At 29.5% G+C, this 21,998-nt stretch carries 19 protein-coding genes; 17 read left to right on the top strand and 2 right to left on the bottom strand.

Features of this window, described 5'->3' with window-relative positions:
• Window positions 1-76 precede the first annotated feature (76 nt).
• The 3 genes from CRN98_RS06535 to CRN98_RS06525 are packed head-to-tail and all read left to right on the top strand — an operon-like array spanning window position 77 to window position 2,879.
• A complete protein-coding gene (locus tag CRN98_RS06535; RefSeq protein WP_097026618.1) occupies window positions 77-1,084 on the top strand; it encodes a CotS family spore coat protein in 1,008 nt (335 codons plus the stop codon).
• 13 nt (window positions 1,085-1,097) lie between these two features.
• The gene (locus CRN98_RS06530) at window positions 1,098-1,847 is read left to right on the top strand and encodes a spore coat protein CotS (protein WP_097026617.1); all 750 of its coding nucleotides are present in this window, start codon (window positions 1,098-1,100) and stop codon (window positions 1,845-1,847) included.
• A gap of 12 nt (window positions 1,848-1,859) precedes the next feature.
• Complete coding sequence (locus CRN98_RS06525) at window positions 1,860-2,879, top strand: CotS family spore coat protein (protein WP_097026616.1); 1,020 nt, start codon at window positions 1,860-1,862, stop codon at window positions 2,877-2,879.
• A 15-nt stretch (window positions 2,880-2,894) separates the two neighbouring features.
• On the opposite strand, the gene CRN98_RS06520 is transcribed toward CRN98_RS06525, so the two are convergent.
• Window positions 2,895-4,019 carry a glycosyltransferase family 4 protein gene (locus tag CRN98_RS06520; protein WP_097026615.1) on the bottom strand — a complete coding sequence of 375 codons (1,125 nt, stop codon included), beginning with the start codon at window positions 4,017-4,019 and terminating at the stop codon, window positions 2,895-2,897.
• Between the two features lie 171 nt (window positions 4,020-4,190).
• Here CRN98_RS06520 and CRN98_RS06515 point away from each other — a divergent pair, with 171 nt between their 5' ends.
• The 12 genes from CRN98_RS06515 to spoIIR all read left to right on the top strand — a co-directional run bounded on the left by CRN98_RS06515 (window position 4,191) and on the right by spoIIR (window position 17,978).
• Window positions 4,191-5,195 (top strand): CotS family spore coat protein, encoded by a 1,005-nt coding sequence (locus CRN98_RS06515; protein WP_097026614.1) that lies wholly within the window; start codon window positions 4,191-4,193, stop codon window positions 5,193-5,195.
• Between the two features lie 114 nt (window positions 5,196-5,309).
• Entirely contained in the window at window positions 5,310-6,176 is an 867-nt protein-coding gene (gene yabG / locus CRN98_RS06510) for a sporulation peptidase YabG (RefSeq protein ID WP_097026613.1), read from the top strand.
• A gap of 277 nt (window positions 6,177-6,453) precedes the next feature.
• On the top strand, window positions 6,454-6,687 hold the full coding sequence (locus tag CRN98_RS06505) for a Veg family protein (protein ID WP_035304675.1): 234 nt from the start codon (window positions 6,454-6,456) through the stop codon (window positions 6,685-6,687).
• 349 nt (window positions 6,688-7,036) lie between these two features.
• Window positions 7,037-8,599 (top strand): DUF3794 and LysM peptidoglycan-binding domain-containing protein, encoded by a 1,563-nt coding sequence (locus CRN98_RS06500; RefSeq protein WP_097026612.1) that lies wholly within the window; start codon window positions 7,037-7,039, stop codon window positions 8,597-8,599.
• 129 nt (window positions 8,600-8,728) lie between these two features.
• Window positions 8,729-9,526: a cyanophycinase gene (locus tag CRN98_RS06495; protein ID WP_097026611.1), complete on the top strand. Its 798-nt coding sequence runs from the start codon at window positions 8,729-8,731 to the stop codon at window positions 9,524-9,526.
• Between the two features lie 3 nt (window positions 9,527-9,529).
• On the top strand, window positions 9,530-12,154 hold the full coding sequence (gene cphA / locus CRN98_RS06490; protein WP_097026610.1) for a cyanophycin synthetase: 2,625 nt from the start codon (window positions 9,530-9,532) through the stop codon (window positions 12,152-12,154).
• 113 nt (window positions 12,155-12,267) lie between these two features.
• On the top strand, window positions 12,268-13,113 hold the full coding sequence (gene ispE / locus CRN98_RS06485; protein ID WP_097026609.1) for a 4-(cytidine 5'-diphospho)-2-C-methyl-D-erythritol kinase: 846 nt from the start codon (window positions 12,268-12,270) through the stop codon (window positions 13,111-13,113).
• Window positions 13,114-13,229: 116 nt separating this feature from the next.
• A complete protein-coding gene (locus CRN98_RS06480; protein WP_097026608.1) occupies window positions 13,230-13,436 on the top strand; it encodes a CLC_0170 family protein in 207 nt (68 codons plus the stop codon).
• Between the two features lie 14 nt (window positions 13,437-13,450).
• The gene (locus tag CRN98_RS06475; protein ID WP_097026607.1) at window positions 13,451-14,908 is read left to right on the top strand and encodes a spore germination protein; all 1,458 of its coding nucleotides are present in this window, start codon (window positions 13,451-13,453) and stop codon (window positions 14,906-14,908) included.
• 18 nt (window positions 14,909-14,926) lie between these two features.
• On the top strand, window positions 14,927-16,033 hold the full coding sequence (locus CRN98_RS06470) for a GerAB/ArcD/ProY family transporter (RefSeq protein ID WP_097026606.1): 1,107 nt from the start codon (window positions 14,927-14,929) through the stop codon (window positions 16,031-16,033).
• On the top strand, window positions 16,017-17,201 hold the full coding sequence (locus tag CRN98_RS06465; RefSeq protein ID WP_097026605.1) for a Ger(x)C family spore germination protein: 1,185 nt from the start codon (window positions 16,017-16,019) through the stop codon (window positions 17,199-17,201). The genes CRN98_RS06470 and CRN98_RS06465 overlap by 17 nt, the downstream gene beginning before the upstream one ends.
• Before the next feature lie 93 nt (window positions 17,202-17,294).
• Window positions 17,295-17,978, top strand: a complete 684-nt coding sequence (spoIIR, locus tag CRN98_RS06460) for a stage II sporulation protein R (protein ID WP_097026604.1) — start codon at window positions 17,295-17,297, stop codon at window positions 17,976-17,978.
• Window positions 17,979-18,063: 85 nt separating this feature from the next.
• Here the strand turns inward: spoIIR and CRN98_RS06455 are convergent, their stop codons facing one another.
• On the bottom strand, window positions 18,064-19,194 hold the full coding sequence (locus tag CRN98_RS06455) for an MGDG synthase family glycosyltransferase (RefSeq protein WP_097026603.1): 1,131 nt from the start codon (window positions 19,192-19,194) through the stop codon (window positions 18,064-18,066).
• Between the two features lie 245 nt (window positions 19,195-19,439).
• Between CRN98_RS06455 and ypeB the strand changes: the two genes are divergently transcribed.
• Window positions 19,440-20,807, top strand: a complete 1,368-nt coding sequence (gene ypeB / locus CRN98_RS06450) for a germination protein YpeB (protein ID WP_097026602.1) — start codon at window positions 19,440-19,442, stop codon at window positions 20,805-20,807.
• A gap of 152 nt (window positions 20,808-20,959) precedes the next feature.
• Window positions 20,960-21,991 carry a D-alanine--D-alanine ligase family protein gene (locus CRN98_RS06445; protein ID WP_097026678.1) on the top strand — a complete coding sequence of 344 codons (1,032 nt, stop codon included), beginning with the start codon at window positions 20,960-20,962 and terminating at the stop codon, window positions 21,989-21,991.
• Window positions 21,992-21,998 lie beyond the last annotated feature (7 nt).

The raw sequence follows: 21,998 nt of genomic DNA, 5'->3' as shown, positions 1-21,998 counted from the left end.
TATTATATGTATGTCACCCTAAAGCCATATAATTCATATAATAAAAATATAAGTATGCATATTATGAGGAGGCTCTATGAACATAGACAATGTAAAACAAGTTGTAAAAGATAATTATAACTTGGACATAGTAGACATGAAAAAGATAAAAAATGTATACAAAATATCAGGAGAAGAGGAAGATTACTGCTTGAAGGTTATAAATTATAATCTTCCTCGTTTTTTATTTGTAATTGGGGCTATAAAGCACCTACAAAATAAAAAATTTAAAAATACTCCTAGAATAATAAAAAATAAGGATGGGGGTGAGTATGTGCAAATAGATTCTTGTTTTGCATATTTAACTCCTTGGATAAATGCAAGGGAATGCAACTATAGTAACCCTTTAGATGTTATGGCAGCGGCATCAAAGCTTGCGGATCTTCATAAAAAAAGCTTGGGATTTATAGTAGATAAAAAAATGGAGGTAAGAACGGGGTGGTTTAACTGGTCTAGAGATTTTTTAAAGAAAAAAGGAGAGTTATTTAAATTTAAAGATATAATTCTTTCAAAGTCTCAAAGAACAGAATTTGATAACTTATATTTAGAGTCGATGGAAGAAGAAATTGGAAGAATAGATAAAACCTTAGGACACCTATCAGATACTAAATACCTTTCTAAGATGGTAGCAGAATATAAGCTCAAGGGTTTTTGTCATCATGATTATGCTCATCATAATGTGCTAATAGAAGAAAGTGGCGATATGAACATAATTGACTTTGATTATTGCCTTTTAGATACACATTTGCATGACTTAAGTAGTTTAATTATAAGAGTTATGAAAAATGGTAAATGGGATATGGATAGCGCAACTTTTATATTAGATTCTTATAACAGTATATATACATTAGATAATGATGATATTCCGATTATGGCAGCTCTAATAGAATTTCCTCAAGCCTATTGGCAATTAGGAATACAATATTATGAGGAAAAACAGCCTTGGGGAGAAGAATTTTTTATTAATAAACTTATTAAAATATATGAAGATAAGGATTATAGACAAGATTTTGTAGACGAATTCAAATCTATAAATTATAAGTAGATCTGGAGGTGGAATGGATAATATGATGACTATAGTTACATTTGAACAGTATTTAAAAGATAAAAATATAGATATAGTAGATAAATTCAATTACGATAGTATAGTTATAAATGAAGAAAGTCTAATAGAACAAATGAAGATTATAGATGAATTTCATAAAAGAACCATGAGAGGGGAAGCGATTTTTAAAAATAGGCTAGAAAGCACTGTAGGAAAGCTTGTAGAAGATTTTAAAGTAGGACTTAAAAAATTAAAAAGAGAAGAACAAGTATTAAAATCAAAAGAGATAGAAAATGAATTTGAAGGGCTTCTTTTAAACAACTTAGAATTCTATATACAAAGAGCAGAGAAGTCAATTAAAACTATTTATGAAAATGGATATTTGGATCTTATAAGAAGAAGTATGAAAAATAAGGAGATATCTATAGGAACTGAAGATTTTATAAATTTAACAGAAGATAAAATTTTACAAATAAAAAATCCCAATAAGTGTAGTTATGACATGGTAGAAGTAGATTGTTTTCATTTACTTCGGAAGTATAAGAAAAAAAAGTATGAGTTAGATTATGAAAGGCTTATAAGAGAGTTTTGTTCTATAGAATTCTTAATGGAAGATAGTTATAGTTTTATAGCAGGTCTCCTATCCTATCCCTATGAGTTTGTAAGAATAAGTACTAAATATAGAAAAAAGCATTTAACTCCAGAAGAATGTCTGAGAAAATTAGTAAGAGCTATGGAGCAGGATGGAGACAGCATAATATAAGGGGGCGTATTAATGGAAGTATATGATGAAAAATTATATCTTTGTGGATATGCACTAGATACAGAGCTATTCAATAAGTTTGATGTAGAAATATATGATATATATCCACTTAGAAGTGTATTTTTTGTAAGTACAAACAAGGGAAACAAAATATTAAAGAAAATAGATTACAGTATGGAAGAATTAACATTTATATATAATGGTTTAGAATATATAAAGAAAAAGTTTAATAGGGTAATGGATTTTCACAGGAATGAAGATGGGGGAATTTTTGTAAATTTCAAGGGGCAGGTTTATTGCTTAATAGATTTAGTAGAAGGAATAGAATGTGACTTTAATAATCCCATAGATATTTGTCTTGCAGCACAAGGACTAGCAGAAATGCATTCAGCATCCGAAGGATTTAGGCATAAAATCATAAATAAGGACAATAGCGGAAAACTTATAGATAGTTTTAAAAGAAGAATAGATGAAATGAAATTTTTTAAAAGGATTGCTGAAATGCATGAAAATAAAAATGAATTTGACAATAACTTTTTAAAGCATGTTGATTTTTATATAGAAGAAATTAAAGAAAGTATAGATATACTTGAGGATTCTTCCTACTACAAGCTTTGCAGTGAAGAGGATAAAAAGGTTTTATGTCATCATGATTTAGCGCATCATAATATTATAATAAAGGATAACAAGGCTTATTTTATAGATTTTGATTATGCTATGATAGATTTAAAAGTACATGACTTGGCAAATTTTATATTAAAGGTAATTAAAAATTTTGCCTTTGATGTGGAAAAGGCTAAGATTATATTAAATGAATACATGAGTATAAATTTAATTGAAAATAGGGAACTAAAAGTATTATATGGAATTTTAAAGTTTCCTGAAGATGCCTATTCTATCTCTAGAGATTACTATGGACGAAGGAAAAACTGGCCTAATGAAGTATTTATTGATAGATTAAATAAAAAAATAGAGAAAGAGGAATTTAGACAGGATTTCTTAAATGAATTTAAAGCTGTGTGTCTAGTTTAATAGACACACAGCTTTTTAACTATTAAGTATTTTACTATATGCAATTATAGTATTATGTGCAGTAGAATCCCAGGTGAGTTCAGAGGAGCGTACAAGCCCCTTTAAAATAAGTTTTTCTCGAAGTTTATCATCCATTAAGCCCTTGGAAATACAATCAAATAAGTCATCTATATTATTAGGATCTATAAGTAGTGCAGCATCTTTAACTACCTCAGGTATAGAGGTAAGGTTTGAAGCAACTACCGGTACACCACATGCCATAGCTTCTAAAGGAGGAAGTCCAAAACCTTCATAAAAGGATGGATATACAAAAAGTTTTGCTGCATTATAAAAATATGGCATATGATCTATTGAAATAAATCCAGGAAAGATTACCTTATCTTCTATATGAAGTTCTTCGCAGCGTTTTTTATAGATTTCATAGGACTTACCCTTCTTTCCTACGATGACAAGCTTTATATCTTTTTTATAGTGAGCTATAACTTTACTAAATGATTCGATAAGGCCTATTATATTTTTACGAGGGCTGAAGCCTCCTACATATAAAATAAAGTCATTATCTATTCCGTAATAGCTTTTTACTACTTGTTGACTTACGAGTTTATCTATAGGCCTATAAATGTCTTCACTAGCTAAGTAAGTAACAAAGATTTTTTCTCTTGGAAAATTAAATGCTTTAATAATATCTTCCTTTGAAAAATTGGATACTGTTATTATTCCATCACACATTGATACTATTTCAGGTAGCTTTTCTTCAAATAATTTTAGGTAACCTTCGCTGGCGGTTTCTGGCATTCTATAAGGTATAACATCATGAAGGGTTATTAATAAGGGACACTTTTTTTCCTCAGGACTTCCTATGCCATTTTGAGGAACATGATAAAGATCTACCTCATTAGACTTTAATATATTTGGTATGTTAACCTCATCCCAGAAATTATCCTTACAGTTTTCTGTAATATTTGTTATGGAAAAATTAGAGTTAAAATTAATATCATATTTAGAGTTTTTGGGCATAAAAATCATGTAATTATTTAAAAGATCAACCTTATTTACATGGTTTATAAGTTGATATGTGTAAGTACCTATACCAGTTCCCCGATACCATTGAGAAGCTCTTCCATCTATACCTATCTTCATACGAACTAACCTTCCTTATAATGGTTATATTTCATTATATTAGACATAGTTTGAAAGTGTTAATAAAAGTTCTTATATAAAAATCATATGATGAATAGTACACAATTTATACATTAATTTAACTTCTAAATAGTATGTTTATTTCATATAAATTATAAGGAGGTGATTACTATGATGAGAGAATTTGAAATAGAAAGGCAGTTCGACATTAAAATTGAAAGCCTTAAACCAAATAAAGGAGTTTATTTAGTAAAAACAAATAAAGGTATCAAGTGTCTAAAGAAAATAAATTATGGTGTACAAAAATTATTGTTTGTATATGGAGCGAAGGAACACCTTATAGACAACGGATTTTCTGGGGTAGATAGATATTGTCTTAATGTAGATGGAAATCCATATGCACTAGTGAATGAGGACATATACACATTATCTGAATGGATTGATGGACGAGAAGCGGATTTTAGAAATAAGGAAGATCTTTATATAGCAGCTAAAAAGCTTGCATATATGCATATTGTTTCTAAAGGATATGAGCCTCCAGAGAATAGTAAACTTAAAAGTGATTTAGGAAGATGGCCTCATCTTATGGAAAAAAGAGTTAGATCCTTTGAAAAAATGAGGGATATGACTCGTAAAAGGAGCAATAAAAATAACTTTGAAATGAATTATCTAAAGACAATTCAGTTTTATAAAGACTTAGGTAAAAGAGCAATGAAGGTATTAAATTCATCTAATTACATGGAGATCTGCAGAATAACAGAGGAAGAAAAAGTATTTTGTCATCATGATTATACCTATCATAATATAATAATAGACAATAATAATGATGTAAATGTTATAGATTTCGACTATTGTAAGAGAGAAGTAAGAGCATATGATATTTCTTCTTTTATAATAAAGGTTCTTAAAAGGGTCGAATGGAACATAGAATATGCGCATTTAATTATTAATGCTTACAATGAGGTAAGTCCGTTATCTACAGATGAGTACAAGGTATTGTTTGCCTTTTTGTTATTCCCACAAAGGTTTTGGAGACTTTGTAATAGATATTATTATAATGAAGTTAATTGGCCAACAAATACTTTTAATAATAAAATGGAGGAATTAATAGCTGAACAAGATTTATATATTAATTTCATCAATGAATTTAAAAAGTACTATAATCAAGAGGAATAGTAATTAAGGCATGTATTATTTATAAAAAGTAGTACATGCCAATAATTTTGCACTTAATTAAGGGTATACACATATTATATATAATGAAATTAAGTGCATATGGAGATGTTTTTATTGAAGGTAGGAGATATAGTAGTAAGAAAGTCCTATGGAAAGGATATTACATTCAAGATAATAAATATAAAAGAAACAGAAGATGGAGAAATATATACACTTAAAGGAATAAACCTTAGAATAATAGCAGACTCGGCAGAAGAGGATTTGGAAGTAGTAGATGAAGAAGATACAAAACAGGAACAAGTTTTTAATAGAAAGGTAAATTCATCAATAAAAAAAATCCTGATAGGTAGAACAGGAAAAAATCTTTATAGAAGAGAACTTAAAGTAATAAAAAGTAATAATAATGAGTTATCCTTTGGGAGGCCAGGAAAAATACTTCATGTGGATGGAGATTCAGAGTACCTGGATGTATGCTTAAAGGTTTATAAACAATTAGGATTAGATGTTATTGGAAAGGTGATTGCAGAAAAGGAACAACCTTCACAGGTGTTGCAATTAGTAAAAACAGTAAAACCTGATATTGTGGTTATAACAGGTCATGATGCGGTAACTAAAGGAACAAGGGATTATATAGACATAAATAATTATAGAAATTCTAAATATTATGTTGAAACTGTAGCAGAGCTTAGAAATTATGAACCAGGGTATGATAATTTAGTTATCTTTGCAGGAGCATGCCAATCTAACTATGAAGCCATATTGGATGCAGGAGCTAATTTTGCAAGTTCACCTAATCGGGTTTTAATACATTGCCTTGATCCTGTATTTTTATGTGAAAAAATAGCATATACAAATATAGAAAAAGTAGTATCTATACCTGAGGCATTAGAAAATACCATTACAGGAGTAAAGGGAATTGGTGGACTTCAAACAAGAGGAAAATATAGAGAGGGATTTCCTAAATCACAGTATTTAAAATAATTAAACATAAAGAAATGCTATCAAATATAATAAAGATATGCAAAAAGGATTCTTCTGCATATCTTTATTAAATTTTTATGAATAATGGCAAGGCGTAGAGGGAATAATATATGAGGATTAAGTAAAGATGGAATAATGTATGTATACGTTTCAAAATTGTTATAGTTCATAAAAAATTAATATTGACAAAGTGTAAGAATAAAGATAAAATTATAAGTTTATTGACAAAAATAAAAGCATGTTATATAATGTATCATGTAGAAAGAGGGTGTTTAGTGTGGAAAGAGGAAATGTATTGGCTTCTATAAAAAAAGATATAGAAAACCATGTAGGGGAAAGTGTAACACTAAAGGCTAACGGAGGCAGAAGAAGAACTTTTGTTAACAAAGGCACGATTGAAAAAACTTACCCTAGCATCTTTGTAGTAAGATTAGACAGTGACGCCCAAAGGACAGTGACTTACAGTTATTCAGATGTATTGACAAAGACAGTTCAATTAGTTTATGCATAATAAACAAAGCAGTGATGTTATCGCTGCTTTGTTTTTTTATTACATATAAAAAAAGAAAGATGGCTTCTCCATCTTTCGACTATGGTATAAAAGGGTATTGAGAATTTATGAGAGGTTATATGGTCAACAACTAATTTTATAATACGTCAAAATAAGATATATGTCAACAATTATTAAGATGTTTTCAAATAGATATCGATGCAAAACATAAAAAAATGACGAAATATGTATATTAATGTTCCAAAAGACTTGTCTTTATGTAAGAAAGTAAATAATTGAAATTTATCATATTTATTATAATTATACTATATATATAGATAGTAGGTTTATAATAGGGGGGAATATGATTATGTCTATAGAATTGATAAGGGAAAATATAGAATGCGAACAGCTCCTAGGGGAAAATATGGCAGATACAATAGTTAAAGGAGAGTATGTTATACCTGATACCCATCCAGATGTAGTAGAAATACTGACTGTAGAGTCAAAACCTGTTATAACTAATAAAGAAGTTCAACAGGATAAGGTTTTAGTGGAAGGCGAAGTAAAGCATAATGTGATTTATAAGGCGCGTGAAGATGAAAAGCTTGGCATATACAATGTGGCTTATAACAATAAATTCTCTAATCAAATAGAGTTAAAGGGTGCAGAACATAGAATGGATTGTGATGTTGAGTGTTATGTTGAACACATGGGATGCAACATACTAAATGAAAGAAAGGTAATGATAGAAGGTATAGTAAAGTTAAAAGCAGAAGTATATAAAAATAATAACTTTCAAATAGTTAAGGATGTTGATGGAGATAAAAATGTTCAGATGCTGAAAAATACTTCTAAAATAGATAAGATTGTAGGAACTGTAAAGGGTAACTTAGAAGCGGATATAAATTTAACTGTTCCTGCAGATAAACCTCAAATAGGAAATGTATTGAAAACTAATGTAAATCTTAAAAAGAAGAATATAAATATTATGGAAAATAAGATAAATGTAGAAGCTAATGCTGTTTTATATATTTTATATAGAGGCAAGGATACAACAGATATAGCTTGTTTAGAAAAAGAAGTAGTTTTAAATAACGAATTTGAATTTGATGGAATCAATCCACTTATGGAGGGATTTACTGAGTTTGATGTAGAGCCCGTAGGAATTGAAGTAAAAGAAGATGAAGTTGCGGAAAATAGAGTAGTTGAAGCAAAGATTAATGTTAAAACATCTACTAAGGTTCTTCATAAAGATCAGATGGATGTTTTGGAAGACATATACTCACCTGATGCAATATTAAATATGAAAAAGGAAAGTTATGAACTTAATGACATGGTCGGAAATGTTAATACAGAAACAGTAGTTAAGGGAGATATTGAAATAGATAAAGGATCTCCAAAGCCTGCTGAAGTAATTATGACCAGCGGAAATGTATGTATTACTGATAAGAAAGTAATGGAAGAAAAGGTAGCGGTAGAGGGAGTAGTTAGAGTAGAAGTAATGTACAAGGCAGATAATGAAAATAAGTCTATTGAAAATATAAAAGAAGAACTTCCATTTAGTGCTGCAATAGATGTTTCAGGCTGCAAGCTAGATATGCAAGCTATAGCAAAGGCTCTTTTAGAAAATTTAGAAGCTTCTATAGAAGCTGGAAATATAGCTATAAAGGCGTTAATTGAATTAAATGTAAGGGTAAATGCACCAGTTAATAAGGAATTTTTAGTAGAACTTGAATCTGTAGAAGATGAAGTTGCAAAGAAAAAATGCAGTATTACAATATATGTTGTTCAAAAAGAAGATACTTTATGGAAAATAGCTAAAAAGTATTTTACAACTATGGATGATTTAATGAAAATGAATGGTATTGATTCGCCAGATATGGTTAAGATAGGCGAAAAGTTATTAATACCAGGAAGATTAGTATTCTGATAATAGGTTGTGCAAAACACAACATGCTTTTTATTTATAAAAGAGTATGTTGTGTTTTTTTATTTTACATGAATAAGTGAATTTAAATTGGGAAAAATAAAAAATACCTGTGGAAAGAGGTGTTGAGTTTTGGAAGAAAGAATAAAAAGCAATTTAATAATAATAGGAGGAGCAGAGGATAAAGAAGGCGATAAGAAAATATTAAAGGAAGTTTGTTCCCATATTGACAAGGATAGGGATGAATTGCTTATAGCAACAGTAGCATCAGGAGTACCAGAAGAATTGGGAAATCAATATAAATATATATTTTCCGGATTAGGAGTAAAAAATATAGGAATATTAAACGTTAAGGAAAGAAAAGATGCCTATGATGATTACCATGTAAGTTTAATTTCAAGGGCTTCAATAATATTTTTTACGGGGGGAGACCAATTAAGGATAACAAGTCTAATTGGAGGTACTCCTTTGTACAGAATGATGAAAAAGAGATATGAGGAAGGTTGTATGTTTGTTGGAACTTCTGCGGGGGCTTCTGTTATGAGTGATACTATGATTGTAACAGGTCCTGAGGAAGAATCGCCAAGAAAGTGTACTTTGAAAATGGCTCCTGGACTAGGACTAATAAAAGGTGTAATAATAGATCAGCATTTTGCTCAGAGGGGAAGGATTGGAAGACTACTTGTAGGAATATCAGAAAATCCTGAGAGTATAGGAATAGGCATTGATGAAGATACTGCCATTATAGTTAATAAGGAAGCTCAATTTAGTGTAATAGGTTCTGGAGCTGTATATGTAATTGATGGAAGTGAAATTACTAAAACCAATGTTTCTGAGCAAAATCCAGATGAAATACTATCTATATGTAATATTAAAATGCACATATTAAAAAAAGATGATAAATATGATTTAAATAGGAGGACACCTTAAAAAATGAAAGTAATAGAGATAGCTTGGTATGAAGGCAGAAATATCTATAGTCATAGACCTTGTATAAAATTAGATTTAGACTTAGAGGGATATAGTGATACTCCAAGCAATGAAATAAAAGGTTTCAACAGCAATTTATTGAGAATTTTGCCTGAACTAAGAAGTCATAGATGTGGTATAGATGAAGAAGGTGGATTTGTAAAAAGATTAAATGAAGGTACATATTTAGCACATATTTGTGAACACATGATAATTGCTATTCAAAATAAATTAGGAATAGAAGTGAAGTATGGAAAGGCAAGAGAAGTAAATGGAGAGCATTATTATATAATTTATGAATATAAATATAGAAAGACAGGTATAGATGTAGCTAAGATTGCAATATCATTAATAAATTCTATTATAAAAGATGAAGAATTTAATATAGACGGAGCGCTTAAGAAGTTAAAAAATACTCTAAGGTCAGAAGAATTGGGACCAAGTACACTTGCTATTTTAGAAGAAGCTAAAAAAAGGGGTATTCCTGCAATTAGATTAAATGAGGGCAGTGTATTTCAATTAGGGTATGGTAGTACTTCTAAGTTAATAGAAGCTACTGTAAGTAGTAATACCGGATGCATTCCAGTGGATATCGCGTGTGACAAGCTTTTAACAAAGAATATTTTACAAAGACAATGTCTTCCAGTAGCAGATGGAGAAGAAGTGAAAAATCCTATTCAAATGCTTATGATTGCAGATAGAATAGGATTTCCTGTAGTATTAAAACCTAGATTTGGAAACCAAGGCAAAGGAGTTTTGGTAAACTTAAGAAATGAGCAGGAATTAATAAAAGCATATAAGACTATAATTAAGAAATACAAGGATATAATTATAGAGAAATATGTTATAGGAAGAGATTATAGAGTTTGTGTGATAGATGGCAAGGTAGTAGCGGTATCAGAAAGAATACCACCATATGTAACTGGAGATGGAAAGAGTGCCATAAGACAGCTTGTTGAGGAATTAAACAAGGATCCAAGAAGAGGAGAAGGACATGAAAAGCCTCTAACTAAAATAAAGATAAATGAGGAGTTAATAAGCTATATATCGAAAAATTCATATTATCTAGAGTCAATACCTGAAAAGGGACAGAAGGTATTTTTAAGAGAAAATGCTAATTTATCAACAGGAGGAGTAGCAATAGATTATACAGACTCTATATGTGACGAAAATATAGATATATGTGTTAGAGCTGCAAAGGCTGTGGATTTAGATATATGTGGTATAGATGTGTGCTGTACAGATATAAGTAAACCTATAGATGGCGTAATTATAGAAATAAATGCTGCACCGGGAATAAGAATGCATGAAATTCCATATGAGGGGCAGCAAAGAAATGTATCAGGAGCTATAGTAGATATGTTGTTTAAAAATGTAGAAAATCAAATTCCTGTTATATCAGTTACAGGCACTAATGGGAAAACTACAACAACAAGATTAATATCTTATGTTTTATCCTTAGCTGGTCATAGAACTGGAATGACTACTACAGGGGGAATATATGTGAACAATAAATGTATTAGTAAGGGAGATACTACAGGATATAATAGTGCTATGACCGTACTTCTTAATAAGGATGTGGATGCTGCAGTGCTTGAGACAGCAAGAGGAGGAATAATTAGGAAGGGTCTAGCATATGATTTGGCAGATATCGGGGTGATAACTAATATAGCATCAGATCATTTGGGGTTAGATGGAGTAAACTCTGTTAAAGAATTGGCCTTTGTAAAATCCCTTATTGGAGAAGCCGTTAAAGAAGATGGATATGTGGTATTAAATGCAGATGATGAAATGAGTATGAGCATAAGAAATAGAATAAAAAGTAACATAATACTATTTTCTAAAGATAAATACAATGAGCATATATTACAACATATACAAAATGGAGAAAAAACAATTTACATTGAAAATAATTACATTTGTTTGGAAAGTAACGAAGGAATGACTCCTATAATTAAAGTTAAGGATATAAAAATTACAGTGGATGGGAAATTAGAATACAATATAGAAAATGCTATGGCCGCTTGTGCAGCTCTTATAGGTTTAAATATAGATCTTAAACTTATAAGAAAGGGCATGAAAAATTTTTATCCAGATGAAGAACATAATCCAGGAAGATTTAATATGTATAAGATAAACGATATAACTGTAATATTAGATTATGGACATAATATAGAAGGATATAAAGCAGTACTAGAAGGAGCAAAAAAATTACGATGTAAGAGACTTATAGGAATAATAGGCGTGCCAGGAGATAGAAAGGACGAAAATATAGTAAGTTTAGGAAAGATATCAGGAGAAAACTTTGATTATATTTATATAAAAGAGGATGAGGATACAAGAGGCAGAAATAGCGGAGAAGTGGCATCACTTTTGGAACAAGGTGTACGACAAACTAGTTTTAATACTAAAGATATGAACATCATATTAAATGAAAGCGAAGCACTGTTAGAAGCAATTAAAAACTCTAAAAAGGGCGATTTAATCATAGTATTCTTTGAAAATTATGAACCGTTGCTAAATATCATAAAAAATGAAATTAATATGAACAAGGATATAGATATTAAGGAAGCATTAACATGCGTATAAGCTATAAAATAAAGCAGTATTTAATAAAAAAAGTACTGCTTTATTTTATAGCTTTCTTTTAATTAGTGTATTATAATAAGTTAATAAAACTTATATAAAAGGATTGAAGAGTTATGAAATTAAAGGCTTATGGAAAAATAAATTTGTTCTTAGATGTTATAGGTAAAAGAGTTGATGGATATCATAATTTAAAAATGATAATGCAAACTATAAACTTATGGGATGAAGTCGATATTGAGAAGACAGATGAGGGAATAGAATTAACTTGTGATAATGTTAATTTGCCTACCGATAAGAGAAATATTGCCTATAAAGCAGCGGAACTATTTATAAATACTTATAATATAAATAGTGGAGTTAAAATTAAGATAAAGAAGAATATACCTATAGAGGCAGGTCTTGCAGGGGGAAGTACTGATGGAGCTGCAGTAATTAAGATACTTAATGTAATATTCAATAAAAACTTATCTGAAGAAGAAATGATAGGCTTAGGCAAGAAGATAGGAGCGGATGTTCCTTTTTGTATAGTTGGAGGAACTGCTAAGTGTGAAGGTATAGGAGAAGTAATAAAACCTTTAAAACCTTTAAGAAATTGTATTTTGGTGTTGATTAAACCAAACTTTGGAGTGTCAACAAAAGAGGTGTTTAATAAAATAGACAATAAAAGTTATATCCACCCTAGAATAGATAAAATTCTTAAAGGAATTGATGAAGGTGACTTAACCCAAATAGGCAGTAACTTAAATAATGTATTAGAGCAAGTAACTATAGAGCAAAATCCTGTAATAGGAGATATAAAGAAAATGATTAAAGCAAATGGTTCTCTGGGAACTTTGATGAGTGGAAGTGGACCTACGGTATATGGAATTTTTGATGATTTACATAAAGCAGAAAATTGTTATAAGGAAGCTATAAAAAAGTATAATCAAGTATTTTTGACTAAAACAATTATACCTTAGATATATAAAAGAGACTTAGGACTATATTAAATATGTCCTAAGTTTTTTTATGCATAAATAAGATAATGATTAGAGAAAATAAGTAAAGCAAATTATTTATTTAAGTGAGGTTAACTATGAATATATCGCTTAACATATTGGAGCTATTTGATGAATATTTTTTAATACTTATTTTAATACAAAGCCTTGTATTATGGATGCTAGACTATAAATATTTCAAGAGAGAGAATATGTGTAGAGCTGCGAGGCAATGTAAGTCAATATCTCTTATTAGTACTATAGTTGCTGTAGTACTTTATATAACTAGAATGATATTGTTATAGAGGAGGGGTAGGTTATGAAAGAGGAGATAAGAAATCAAATTTACTTGAATTTAGATGAAAATGTAGATTATATAAAAGGCTTACTCAGAGATGCATATGACATAGTGTACAGAGAATTTTATATAGGAGAAAATAAAGCAACATTGATATATATAGATGGTATGGCAGACAAAATTCTTATAAATAACTTTGTACTTGAAAGTTTGATGCTGGAAAAACCCTCTATAAGAATTGAAGATATTGAGAAAAGATTTCTTACTGTTTCTGATATGAGAGAAGAAAAGGAGTTAAGCAAAGCTGTAGATTCTATGATGTCTGGGGATACTATGTTATTTATTGACAATTTTACAGCTTGTTATGTTATAGCGACACGCTTTTGGCCAGCTAGGGGAGTATCAGAACCTTCTGGTGAAACTGTTGTTAGAGGAGGCAGAGATGGATTCACTGAAACTATAAGATTTAATACAGCTCTTGTAAGAAGAAGAATAAAAGATACTCGCTTTAAGATTATACCTAAAACTCTAGGAAGCAGATCTAAAACAGATACAGCAATTATGTACATGGAAGATATAGCAGATAAAGCTATAGTTGAGGAGGTTATAAAAAGAATAGAAAAAATAAGTATAGATTCTGTACTAGATAGTGGATATGTAGAGCAATTAATAGAAGATAGCAAGTGGTCATTGTTTCCTCAAATAGAAAGTACAGAAAGACCAGATGTGGTAGCAAGTGCATTATATGACGGAAGGGTAGCTATATTAGTAGATAATTCACCCTTTGCATTAGTAGTACCTGCAACTTTACCGGTGTTTTTTCAATCTCCAGATGATTACTATCAAAGATGGGCATATGGAAGTATGTTCAGAATTATAAGATTAATAGCATTATTTATGTCTCTTGTATTACCAGCATTATATGTAGCAGTAACTTCTTTTCATGTATCTATATCTCCTACAAAACTTGCATATTTTATTGCTGCTTCCAGAGAAGGAGTGCCTTTTCCAGCATTTGTAGAAACTATTATTATGGAAGTAAGCTTAGCATTACTTACGGAATCTACTGTAAGGCTTCCAAAACCTATTGGTTCAACTATAGGTATAGTAGGAGGGTTAATCATAGGTCAAGCGGCAGTAAGTGCAGGAATAGTAAGTCCCATAATGATAATAATTATAGGAATAACAACTGTAACTAACTTTACAACACCTAATTATGAAGTAGCCATGGCAATACGAATTGTAAGATTTTTATTAATTATTGTATCTTCAATTATAGGCTTATATGGAATAGTACTAGGCCTTATATTGTTATTAATACATCTTATAAGACTTAAGAGTTTTGGAATATCGTATTTATCACCGCTTGTTAATCCAAATATAAAGGATTTTAAAGATATATATGTAAGATTACCTTGGGATTTATTTAAGGAAAGACCTAAGTATTTAAATACTAAGGATAAGATAAGGCAAAAGTAAAAGGGGTGAGAAAGTGATATGGATAATAAAAAATTTACAACAGGATATGGGCTATTTTCTACAATTGTAGTAACTTTAATAGGAATTAATGTATTTTCATATCCTAGAGAGCTTGCAGAAGCAGTTGGAAATGATGGATGGATATCTATAATCATAAGTGGATTTATAGCATTGCCCTTATGCTATTTGATATATAAAATAATGAAAAATAATTCATATAATCACTTTGAGGAAATACTTGAGACACATTTTGGAAAACTACTAGGTAAAATAATAGGACTAAGTTTTGTAGTATATAATATTATTTTTACAGCCTTAGGTCTCAGAGTGTTTGGAGAAGAGATAAAGCTATACTTATTAGAAAGAACTCCAATAGAATTCTTATTTTTAGTAACTATACTAGTTGGAAGTTATTTAATTAGATCAGAAGTAGATAATTTGGTGAAATTTAATGAAATTGCCTTTTGGCTCATGTTTATACCTATTGGAGTAGTATTTGTAGTATGTTTATACAATGTGGATTTTACGAACTTGCTGCCTGTATTTGATGCTAAGCCTATTAGTTATATAACTAGTTTAAATACATCAATAAATAGGTTTGGTGGGTTAGTAATATTATTTTTAATTCTTCCTTTGGTGAAGGATCAAGTAAATAAAAAGAAGGCAATAAGAAGAGGAATTTTATTTGTAACGATATTTTATTTAATTACATTTATTCTTGCAATAGCTACATTTGGAGAAAAACAAGTTTCAACTCTTTTATGGCCAATTGTAAGCATGATAGGAGATATAAATATACCAGGTTCCTTTGTAGAAAGATGGGAAGGTATATTCATGAGTATATGGATTATCTTTTATATGACTACCTTTGTAAATCAGTATTATTTTGCAGCTGATATGGCAAAAAGGATATTTGATTTAGAGGATATAAAGTTAGGAGCGGCAATAATTATACCTTTCACATACCTTGTTGCACTTTATCCTAAAAGTATTAAAGATGTATCTGAAATATCCTCAGTTATGAGTCTTATATTATTTCTTATAAATTTAATATTAATTCCTCTTGTACTGTTGACTTTAAAACCTAGAAAAAGGAGGAAGGACACAAATGAGAAGACACAATAAGCTTTCGCTAACAATTTTATTAATTATGAGTATATTACTTAACGGTTGTTGGGATAAAGTTGAAATAGATAGAAGAAATTTTATTTCTACCATAGGAATAGACATAGGAACAGATATAGGAAAAATAGATGAACTAAAAAAAATAAAGCCTGGAGAGCCGTTTTCGGAAATTGATTTTAAAAAGTTAAGTGTATTCTATAATTTTCCTGATATAAGTCAGTTAGGGCCACAGCAGGGAGGAGTAGCAAAAACAAAGACAATAACTACAGAGGCTTATTCTATGGAGGATGCTATATCTAAGGCTATAGAAAAGAGTAGCAGAAGTATAAGTTTTGCACACACGCAAATAATTTTACTTGGAAATGAATTTTTTGCATATCCAGATGTAGCAAAGGAGGTTGTGGATTATCTACAAAGGCAGCCATCATTAAAAAGGAATATGTTAGTTATCATGACTCTTGGAAAAGTGGAAGATTTCTTAAAATTTAAGCCTGATATGGAGAAGAGTATAGATAACTACCTCGAAGGAATTATAAAAGGTAGCGATAGAAAAGTTGGTGTAATACCAATAACTTTGGATGAATTTATTAATGATTTAATTACATCAGGAAATGTTAGTATTCCATGTATATCCCTAGATAGAGAAAAAAATGAACTTAAGCTTGCAGGAACAGGTATAGTAAAAAATTATAAAATGGTAGATACGTTATCAGTAGATATGACTGAAGATATTCAAATTTTACAAGGTAAGATTAAGAGAGGAAAGAGAGTAGTATACAAGGAAGGTCACCCTATTGATTTTGAAATAGAGGGAATTGAGAGGAAAATAAAGGTTAGGGAAAATGATGATAAATTACAGTTTGATATTAATTTAAAGCTAGAAGGAGAAGTTAAAGGATATTATGTGGGGGAACATGTATTTTCTAGAAATTTCATTGAGGAGCTAGAAAATAATTTGAGTAAATCGTTAAAATATGAAAATGAAAGACTTATAAAAGTACTTCAAGATAAATACGAAGTAGATTTATTAGATCTTAAGGAATATGTTCAGAAGTTTCATCCGCTTATATGGAATAGGGTTAAGAATAATTGGGATGATGTATATAAAAGTGCTAAGGTAAATGTAAATTGTGTGGTTAATGTAAGAAGAATAGGGCAAGTAAAATAAAAAATATAAATAAGTGATTATAAAAAATAATACTGGTAATAATAGCTAGTGAAGTAGGGGAAAAAGAATTTAGATATATTAGGGGGAGAAATTATGAAAAAAACTTTTATAGCTATTATTACTATATTTTTATTATTTATTATTATGACTGTTTATGGTCCTACAATTAAGACAAGCTTTATGCAGAAAAAGATTGCAAATAAATTAATTAGATTTCATGTAATAGCAAATAGTGATTTAAACAATGATCAAAAACTCAAGCTAAAAGTAAGAAATGAAGTATTAAAATATATGACACCTAAGCTTAAGAATTCAAAGAGTTTAGATGATTCAAGAAAAATAATAATTGAAAATGATGATGAAATAAGAAAAATATCAGAAAGAGTAATAAAAGAAAATGGATATAAATACGCTTTAGATACAACTCTATCCCATGAAAATTTTCCGGTTAAGACCTATGGGAGTATAACATTACCAGCAGGAGAGTATGAAGCCTATAGAATAATAATAGGAGAAGGTAAGGGTCAAAATTGGTGGTGTATTATGTTCCCTCCATTATGCTTTGTAGATATTACAAAGGGAAATATAGCGCAAGAGGAAACAGAAAAAGAAATGAAAGCTGTATTTACAGATGAAGAATATAAAGCTGTAGATAATACTGTAAAAAAGGATGATACAAATAAAAATAAAGCAAATAAAGAGAAATCTAAGGGTGAGAATAAAGTAGTTGTTAAATTTAAAATATTTGAGTTGATAAGAGAAGTGTTTAACATATAAGCTAAATTATTTTAATTAAAGCATGGAACTCATCTTTTAAAATAAAGACCAATGGTAAAATTCTATTGAATTATACCATTGGTCTTTATTTTAAAGAATTTTTATCTAATAGAGATTTTAATATATTGTATAAGTTTTCTCCAACCTGTGGTTTGGAAAATTCTCTACAATTATCTTTCATTTCCTGAAGTTTTACTTCGTTTGAAATTAGATAATCTATAGCATCTATGGAATTTTTACTTTCATTTAAGTTTATGGCAAGATTATACTTTAATAAAAATTGTGCATTTTTCTCTTCTTGACCTGGTATTGGAGAAAATATTGCTAAAGGAACTCCACATATTAAAGCTTCTGTAACGGTAAGTCCGCCAGGTTTAGATATAAGTAAGTCACAAGCCTGCATATACTTGTTTACATTATCAGTAAATCCAATAATGTAAGTAGGCTTTGTTTGAAAGGTATCTCTAATTTTAATAAGCTCATCATACAGTTTTTTATTCCTGCCTGCAACTATTATTATTTGTATATCTTTATCTAGGAATAAAAGTTGCTTATATATATGTTCTATTTTGCCAATGCCCAAACTACCTCCCATAATGAGAATAGTCTTTTTATTTGAAGAAAGCCCTATATCTTCTAAAGTTTTTTGTGGATTATATTTTTTAAAAAATTCAGGGTTAATGGGAATACCTATATTGTATATAGTATTTCTATCTATTCCCTTAGACACCATTTCTTCAACCATATCTGAATTTGAAACTATATAGGCATCTATATAAGGATGAAGCCAAAAGCTATGAGAGGCATAATCAGTTATTATAGAAACCGTAGGCAAATTTTTCTTGTGTTTCATTTTTATAATGGATATCATTTCTGTAGTAAATGCATGAGTAGAAATTAAAATGTCTGGTTTAAACTCATCTATAAGAGGTATTAATTTATAAGTTAGCATTTCATTTATCTTAGCACTTAAATTAGCAATCCCATAGTCTGTTTCAGAATAATTATAAAGCTTGCCAAATAGGTTAGGAGATATTTTTATAGTTTTTAAATATCCCCCTATTACAACTTTATCTATTAAGGGATTTATGTATTTTAACGTATCTATTATTTTCACTTCGCTATTATTATCATAAATGTCAATATAGGATTTTACTGCTTCAGCTGCACGTTTATGCCCTCCGCCTGCGGATACTGAAAAAATTAAAGCTTTCATTATGTAAGTATGTCCCCTTCCTGTAAAACTCCTAAAATTAAGAAAAATTCACATTAAATATTGTACACCATTTTAATTAAAAATATAAGCACTTAATAATATGATTCAATAGTGCATTAATTTTATTACAAGATACATTATACCATATAAGTAAAGAGGAATTCTTTTAAATTTAGGTAATGAATAACTATAAAGGTTATTACAGATAATAAAAAAAGAAATTTATCCAAATAGGAGGTACAGGCATGAAAATAAAAAATAAAAGAATGTTGTATACCATAGTTGTAACGCTAATAGTAGTTTTTTCTACTACATTTGCTATATTAATGACTTTGGAAAGAACAGATTATAGAAATTATTTGCAAGCAGAGTATAGTAAAAATATGTATGAGCTTATAAACTCTGTGCAAAATATAAGGGTTAATTTAGGCAAATCAGCTATAGTAGGCTCTAGAGAACAAAGTATAATTGTTTTTGGTGATATATTTAGAAATGCAGCTATTGCCAATGATAAGTTAAATTCTTTACCTATAGAGCAACAAACAATGCAAAATACTAGTAAGTTTTTATCTCAAGTGGGAGATTTCTGTTATTCATTAGGTAGGTCAGCGTCTCAAGGTAAAAATTTAGAGGAAAAAGATTATAATAATATAGAATTGCTTAAAAATAGGTCTTTTGAATTGGAAGCATCATTAAACCAAGTTGCAGATGATATTAATAGTGGAAATGTAAAATGGGGAGAAATAAGAAAAAAGGTTTCTGGAGTACTTGCCAAAAATGGTGAAGAAACTGTAGTAGAAAAATTTTCAGCTATACAAAAACAAGTAGCGCAATATCCTGCACTTATATATGATGGACCATTTTCTGATAACGTACAAGATATAAAGCCTAGGGTAAATTCAGAGAAAGAAGTTTCGAGAGAAGAAGCACAAAAGTCGGCTGAAAAAGCAATAGGGAAAAATAGAATAAAAAGTATAACTTTAAAAGAAGAACATACAAGAGCTAAAATTCCTACATATTCCTTTGATGTAGTATTAAAAGGAAGAGATGAAAAATCTAAAGTAGTATGTGATATAAGTAAGAATGGTGGAAGAGTAGTATATATACTTGATTATAGACAGGTGAAAACACCAAAACTATCTAAAGAAAAGGCTATACAGTTAGGGAAAACATATTTGCAAAGTTTAGGATATGATAATATGCATCCTACCTATGCATTAAATTATAATAATACTTTAATAGTAAATTATGTTTATAAGCAAGGGGATGTAATAGTGTATCCTGATCAAATAAAAGTAAAAATTGCATTAGATAATGGAAATATAATAGGTGTAGAGGCGGAAAAGTATCTTGTATCACATTTAGATAAAAGAAACATACAAAAGCCTAAGGTGGCAGAAGAAGTTGCAAAACAAAGGGTCGGGAAAAAATTAAATGTAAAATCTGTAAAGCTTACTATTGTTCCTACTGAAACAAATACAGAAGCATTATGTTATGAATTCTCGGGAACGTATAATGAAGAGAGTTTTATAGTGTATATAAATGCAAATACAGGATTTGAACAAAGAATAATACAAATAATAAACACTCCTAATGGTGAGCTTACCATGTAAAATATAAGAAAAAATTATTGATTAAATATATAAAAAAAATTAAACTAGTTATAGTGAGTATTTACATTTTAAAATAATATATTAAAATAGTGTAGTATGAAATTATAATGCTCCATGATATATACTTTTTAATTATTTTAAGAGGAGATGGGATAATGAATAAAATAGCTATTCTTTTTGGGGGAAAGTCAACAGAGCATGAGGTATCTAGAGTATCTGCAGCATCAGTACTTAGAAATATCGATAAATCTAAATATGAAATACGTGTAATTGGTATTACAAAAGCAGGAAACTGGTATGAATATCTAGGTTCTATAGATAATATAGAGAATGGATTATGGGAAAAGGACGATAAAAATAAAAAAGAAAATGCACAAAACATACTTTTTAATAAAGAAGTAGAGGTAGTTTTTCCTGTAATGCATGGTTTATATGGAGAAGATGGAACAATTCAAGGTTTATGTAAGCTTATAGGAATTCCTTTTGTAGGCCCAGGAGTTCTATCTTCTGCATTATGTATGGATAAAGTATACACTAAGTATGTCTTAGAAAATTTTGGAATAAAACAAGCTAACTATGTAGTTGTAACAGAGTATAATTATAACAAAAATAAAGATGAATTAATACAAAATATTGAAAGCAAGCTTGGATATGATGTATTTATAAAGCCATCTAATAGTGGTTCTTCTGTAGGTATAACTAAGGCTCATGATAGACAGGAACTTATAAACGGACTAGAAGAAGCCTTAAAGTATGATAGAAAAATACTTGTAGAAGAGTCTATAAATGCAAGAGAAATAGAAGTAGCTGTGCTTGGAAATGATGAACCTAAAGGAGCCGTACCAGGAGAAATAGTCCCTGCAAAGGAATTCTATGATTTCGAAGCAAAATATAAAGATGAAGCTTCAAAACTCTTAATACCAGCTAATTTAGATGATGAAAAGCTGCAACAGGTAAAAGAATTAGCTATAAAAATATATACATTATTGGATTGCCAAGGAATGTCTAGAGTGGATTTTCTAATGGATAAGGAAACAGGAGAGGCTTATTTCAATGAAGTAAACACATTACCTGGATTTACTCAAATCAGTATGTATCCTAAGCTTTGGGAGGCCTCAGGCAAAAAGTATTCAGAGCTTATAGATGAATTAATTAAACTTGCAATAGAAAGAAATAATAAATAAAGGGTGA

Origin of the sequence: Clostridium peptidivorans (assembly GCF_900205925.1) — a bacterium.
Classification (GTDB): Bacteria; Bacillota; Clostridia; order Clostridiales; family Clostridiaceae; genus Clostridium_AK; species Clostridium_AK peptidivorans.
Note: the sequence above shows the minus strand (reverse complement) of the source record. Positions and strands in the feature narration are given on the sequence as shown.

Bases quoted from the DNA above. Each gene is read 5' to 3' on its own strand.
- CRN98_RS06525 (WP_097026616.1), top strand. From the start codon at position 1,860: ATGGAAGTATATGATGAAAAATTATATCTTTGTGGATATGCACTAGAT.
- CRN98_RS06520 (WP_097026615.1), bottom strand. From the start codon at position 4,019: ATGAAGATAGGTATAGATGGAAGAGCTTCTCAATGGTATCGGGGAACT.
- CRN98_RS06470 (WP_097026606.1), top strand. From the start codon at position 14,927: ATGGATAATAAAAAATTTACAACAGGATATGGGCTATTTTCTACAATT.
- spoIIR (WP_097026604.1), top strand. From the start codon at position 17,295: ATGAAAAAAACTTTTATAGCTATTATTACTATATTTTTATTATTTATT.
- CRN98_RS06480 (WP_097026608.1), top strand. From the start codon at position 13,230: ATGAATATATCGCTTAACATATTGGAGCTATTTGATGAATATTTTTTA.
- CRN98_RS06465 (WP_097026605.1), top strand. From the start codon at position 16,017: ATGAGAAGACACAATAAGCTTTCGCTAACAATTTTATTAATTATGAGT.
- ispE (WP_097026609.1), top strand. From the start codon at position 12,268: ATGAAATTAAAGGCTTATGGAAAAATAAATTTGTTCTTAGATGTTATA.
- CRN98_RS06530 (WP_097026617.1), top strand. From the start codon at position 1,098: ATGGATAATATGATGACTATAGTTACATTTGAACAGTATTTAAAAGAT.
- CRN98_RS06515 (WP_097026614.1), top strand. From the start codon at position 4,191: ATGATGAGAGAATTTGAAATAGAAAGGCAGTTCGACATTAAAATTGAA.
- CRN98_RS06475 (WP_097026607.1), top strand. From the start codon at position 13,451: ATGAAAGAGGAGATAAGAAATCAAATTTACTTGAATTTAGATGAAAAT.
- ypeB (WP_097026602.1), top strand. From the start codon at position 19,440: ATGAAAATAAAAAATAAAAGAATGTTGTATACCATAGTTGTAACGCTA.
- CRN98_RS06535 (WP_097026618.1), top strand. From the start codon at position 77: ATGAACATAGACAATGTAAAACAAGTTGTAAAAGATAATTATAACTTG.
- CRN98_RS06455 (WP_097026603.1), bottom strand. From the start codon at position 19,194: ATGAAAGCTTTAATTTTTTCAGTATCCGCAGGCGGAGGGCATAAACGT.
- cphA (WP_097026610.1), top strand. From the start codon at position 9,530: ATGAAAGTAATAGAGATAGCTTGGTATGAAGGCAGAAATATCTATAGT.
- CRN98_RS06500 (WP_097026612.1), top strand. From the start codon at position 7,037: ATGTCTATAGAATTGATAAGGGAAAATATAGAATGCGAACAGCTCCTA.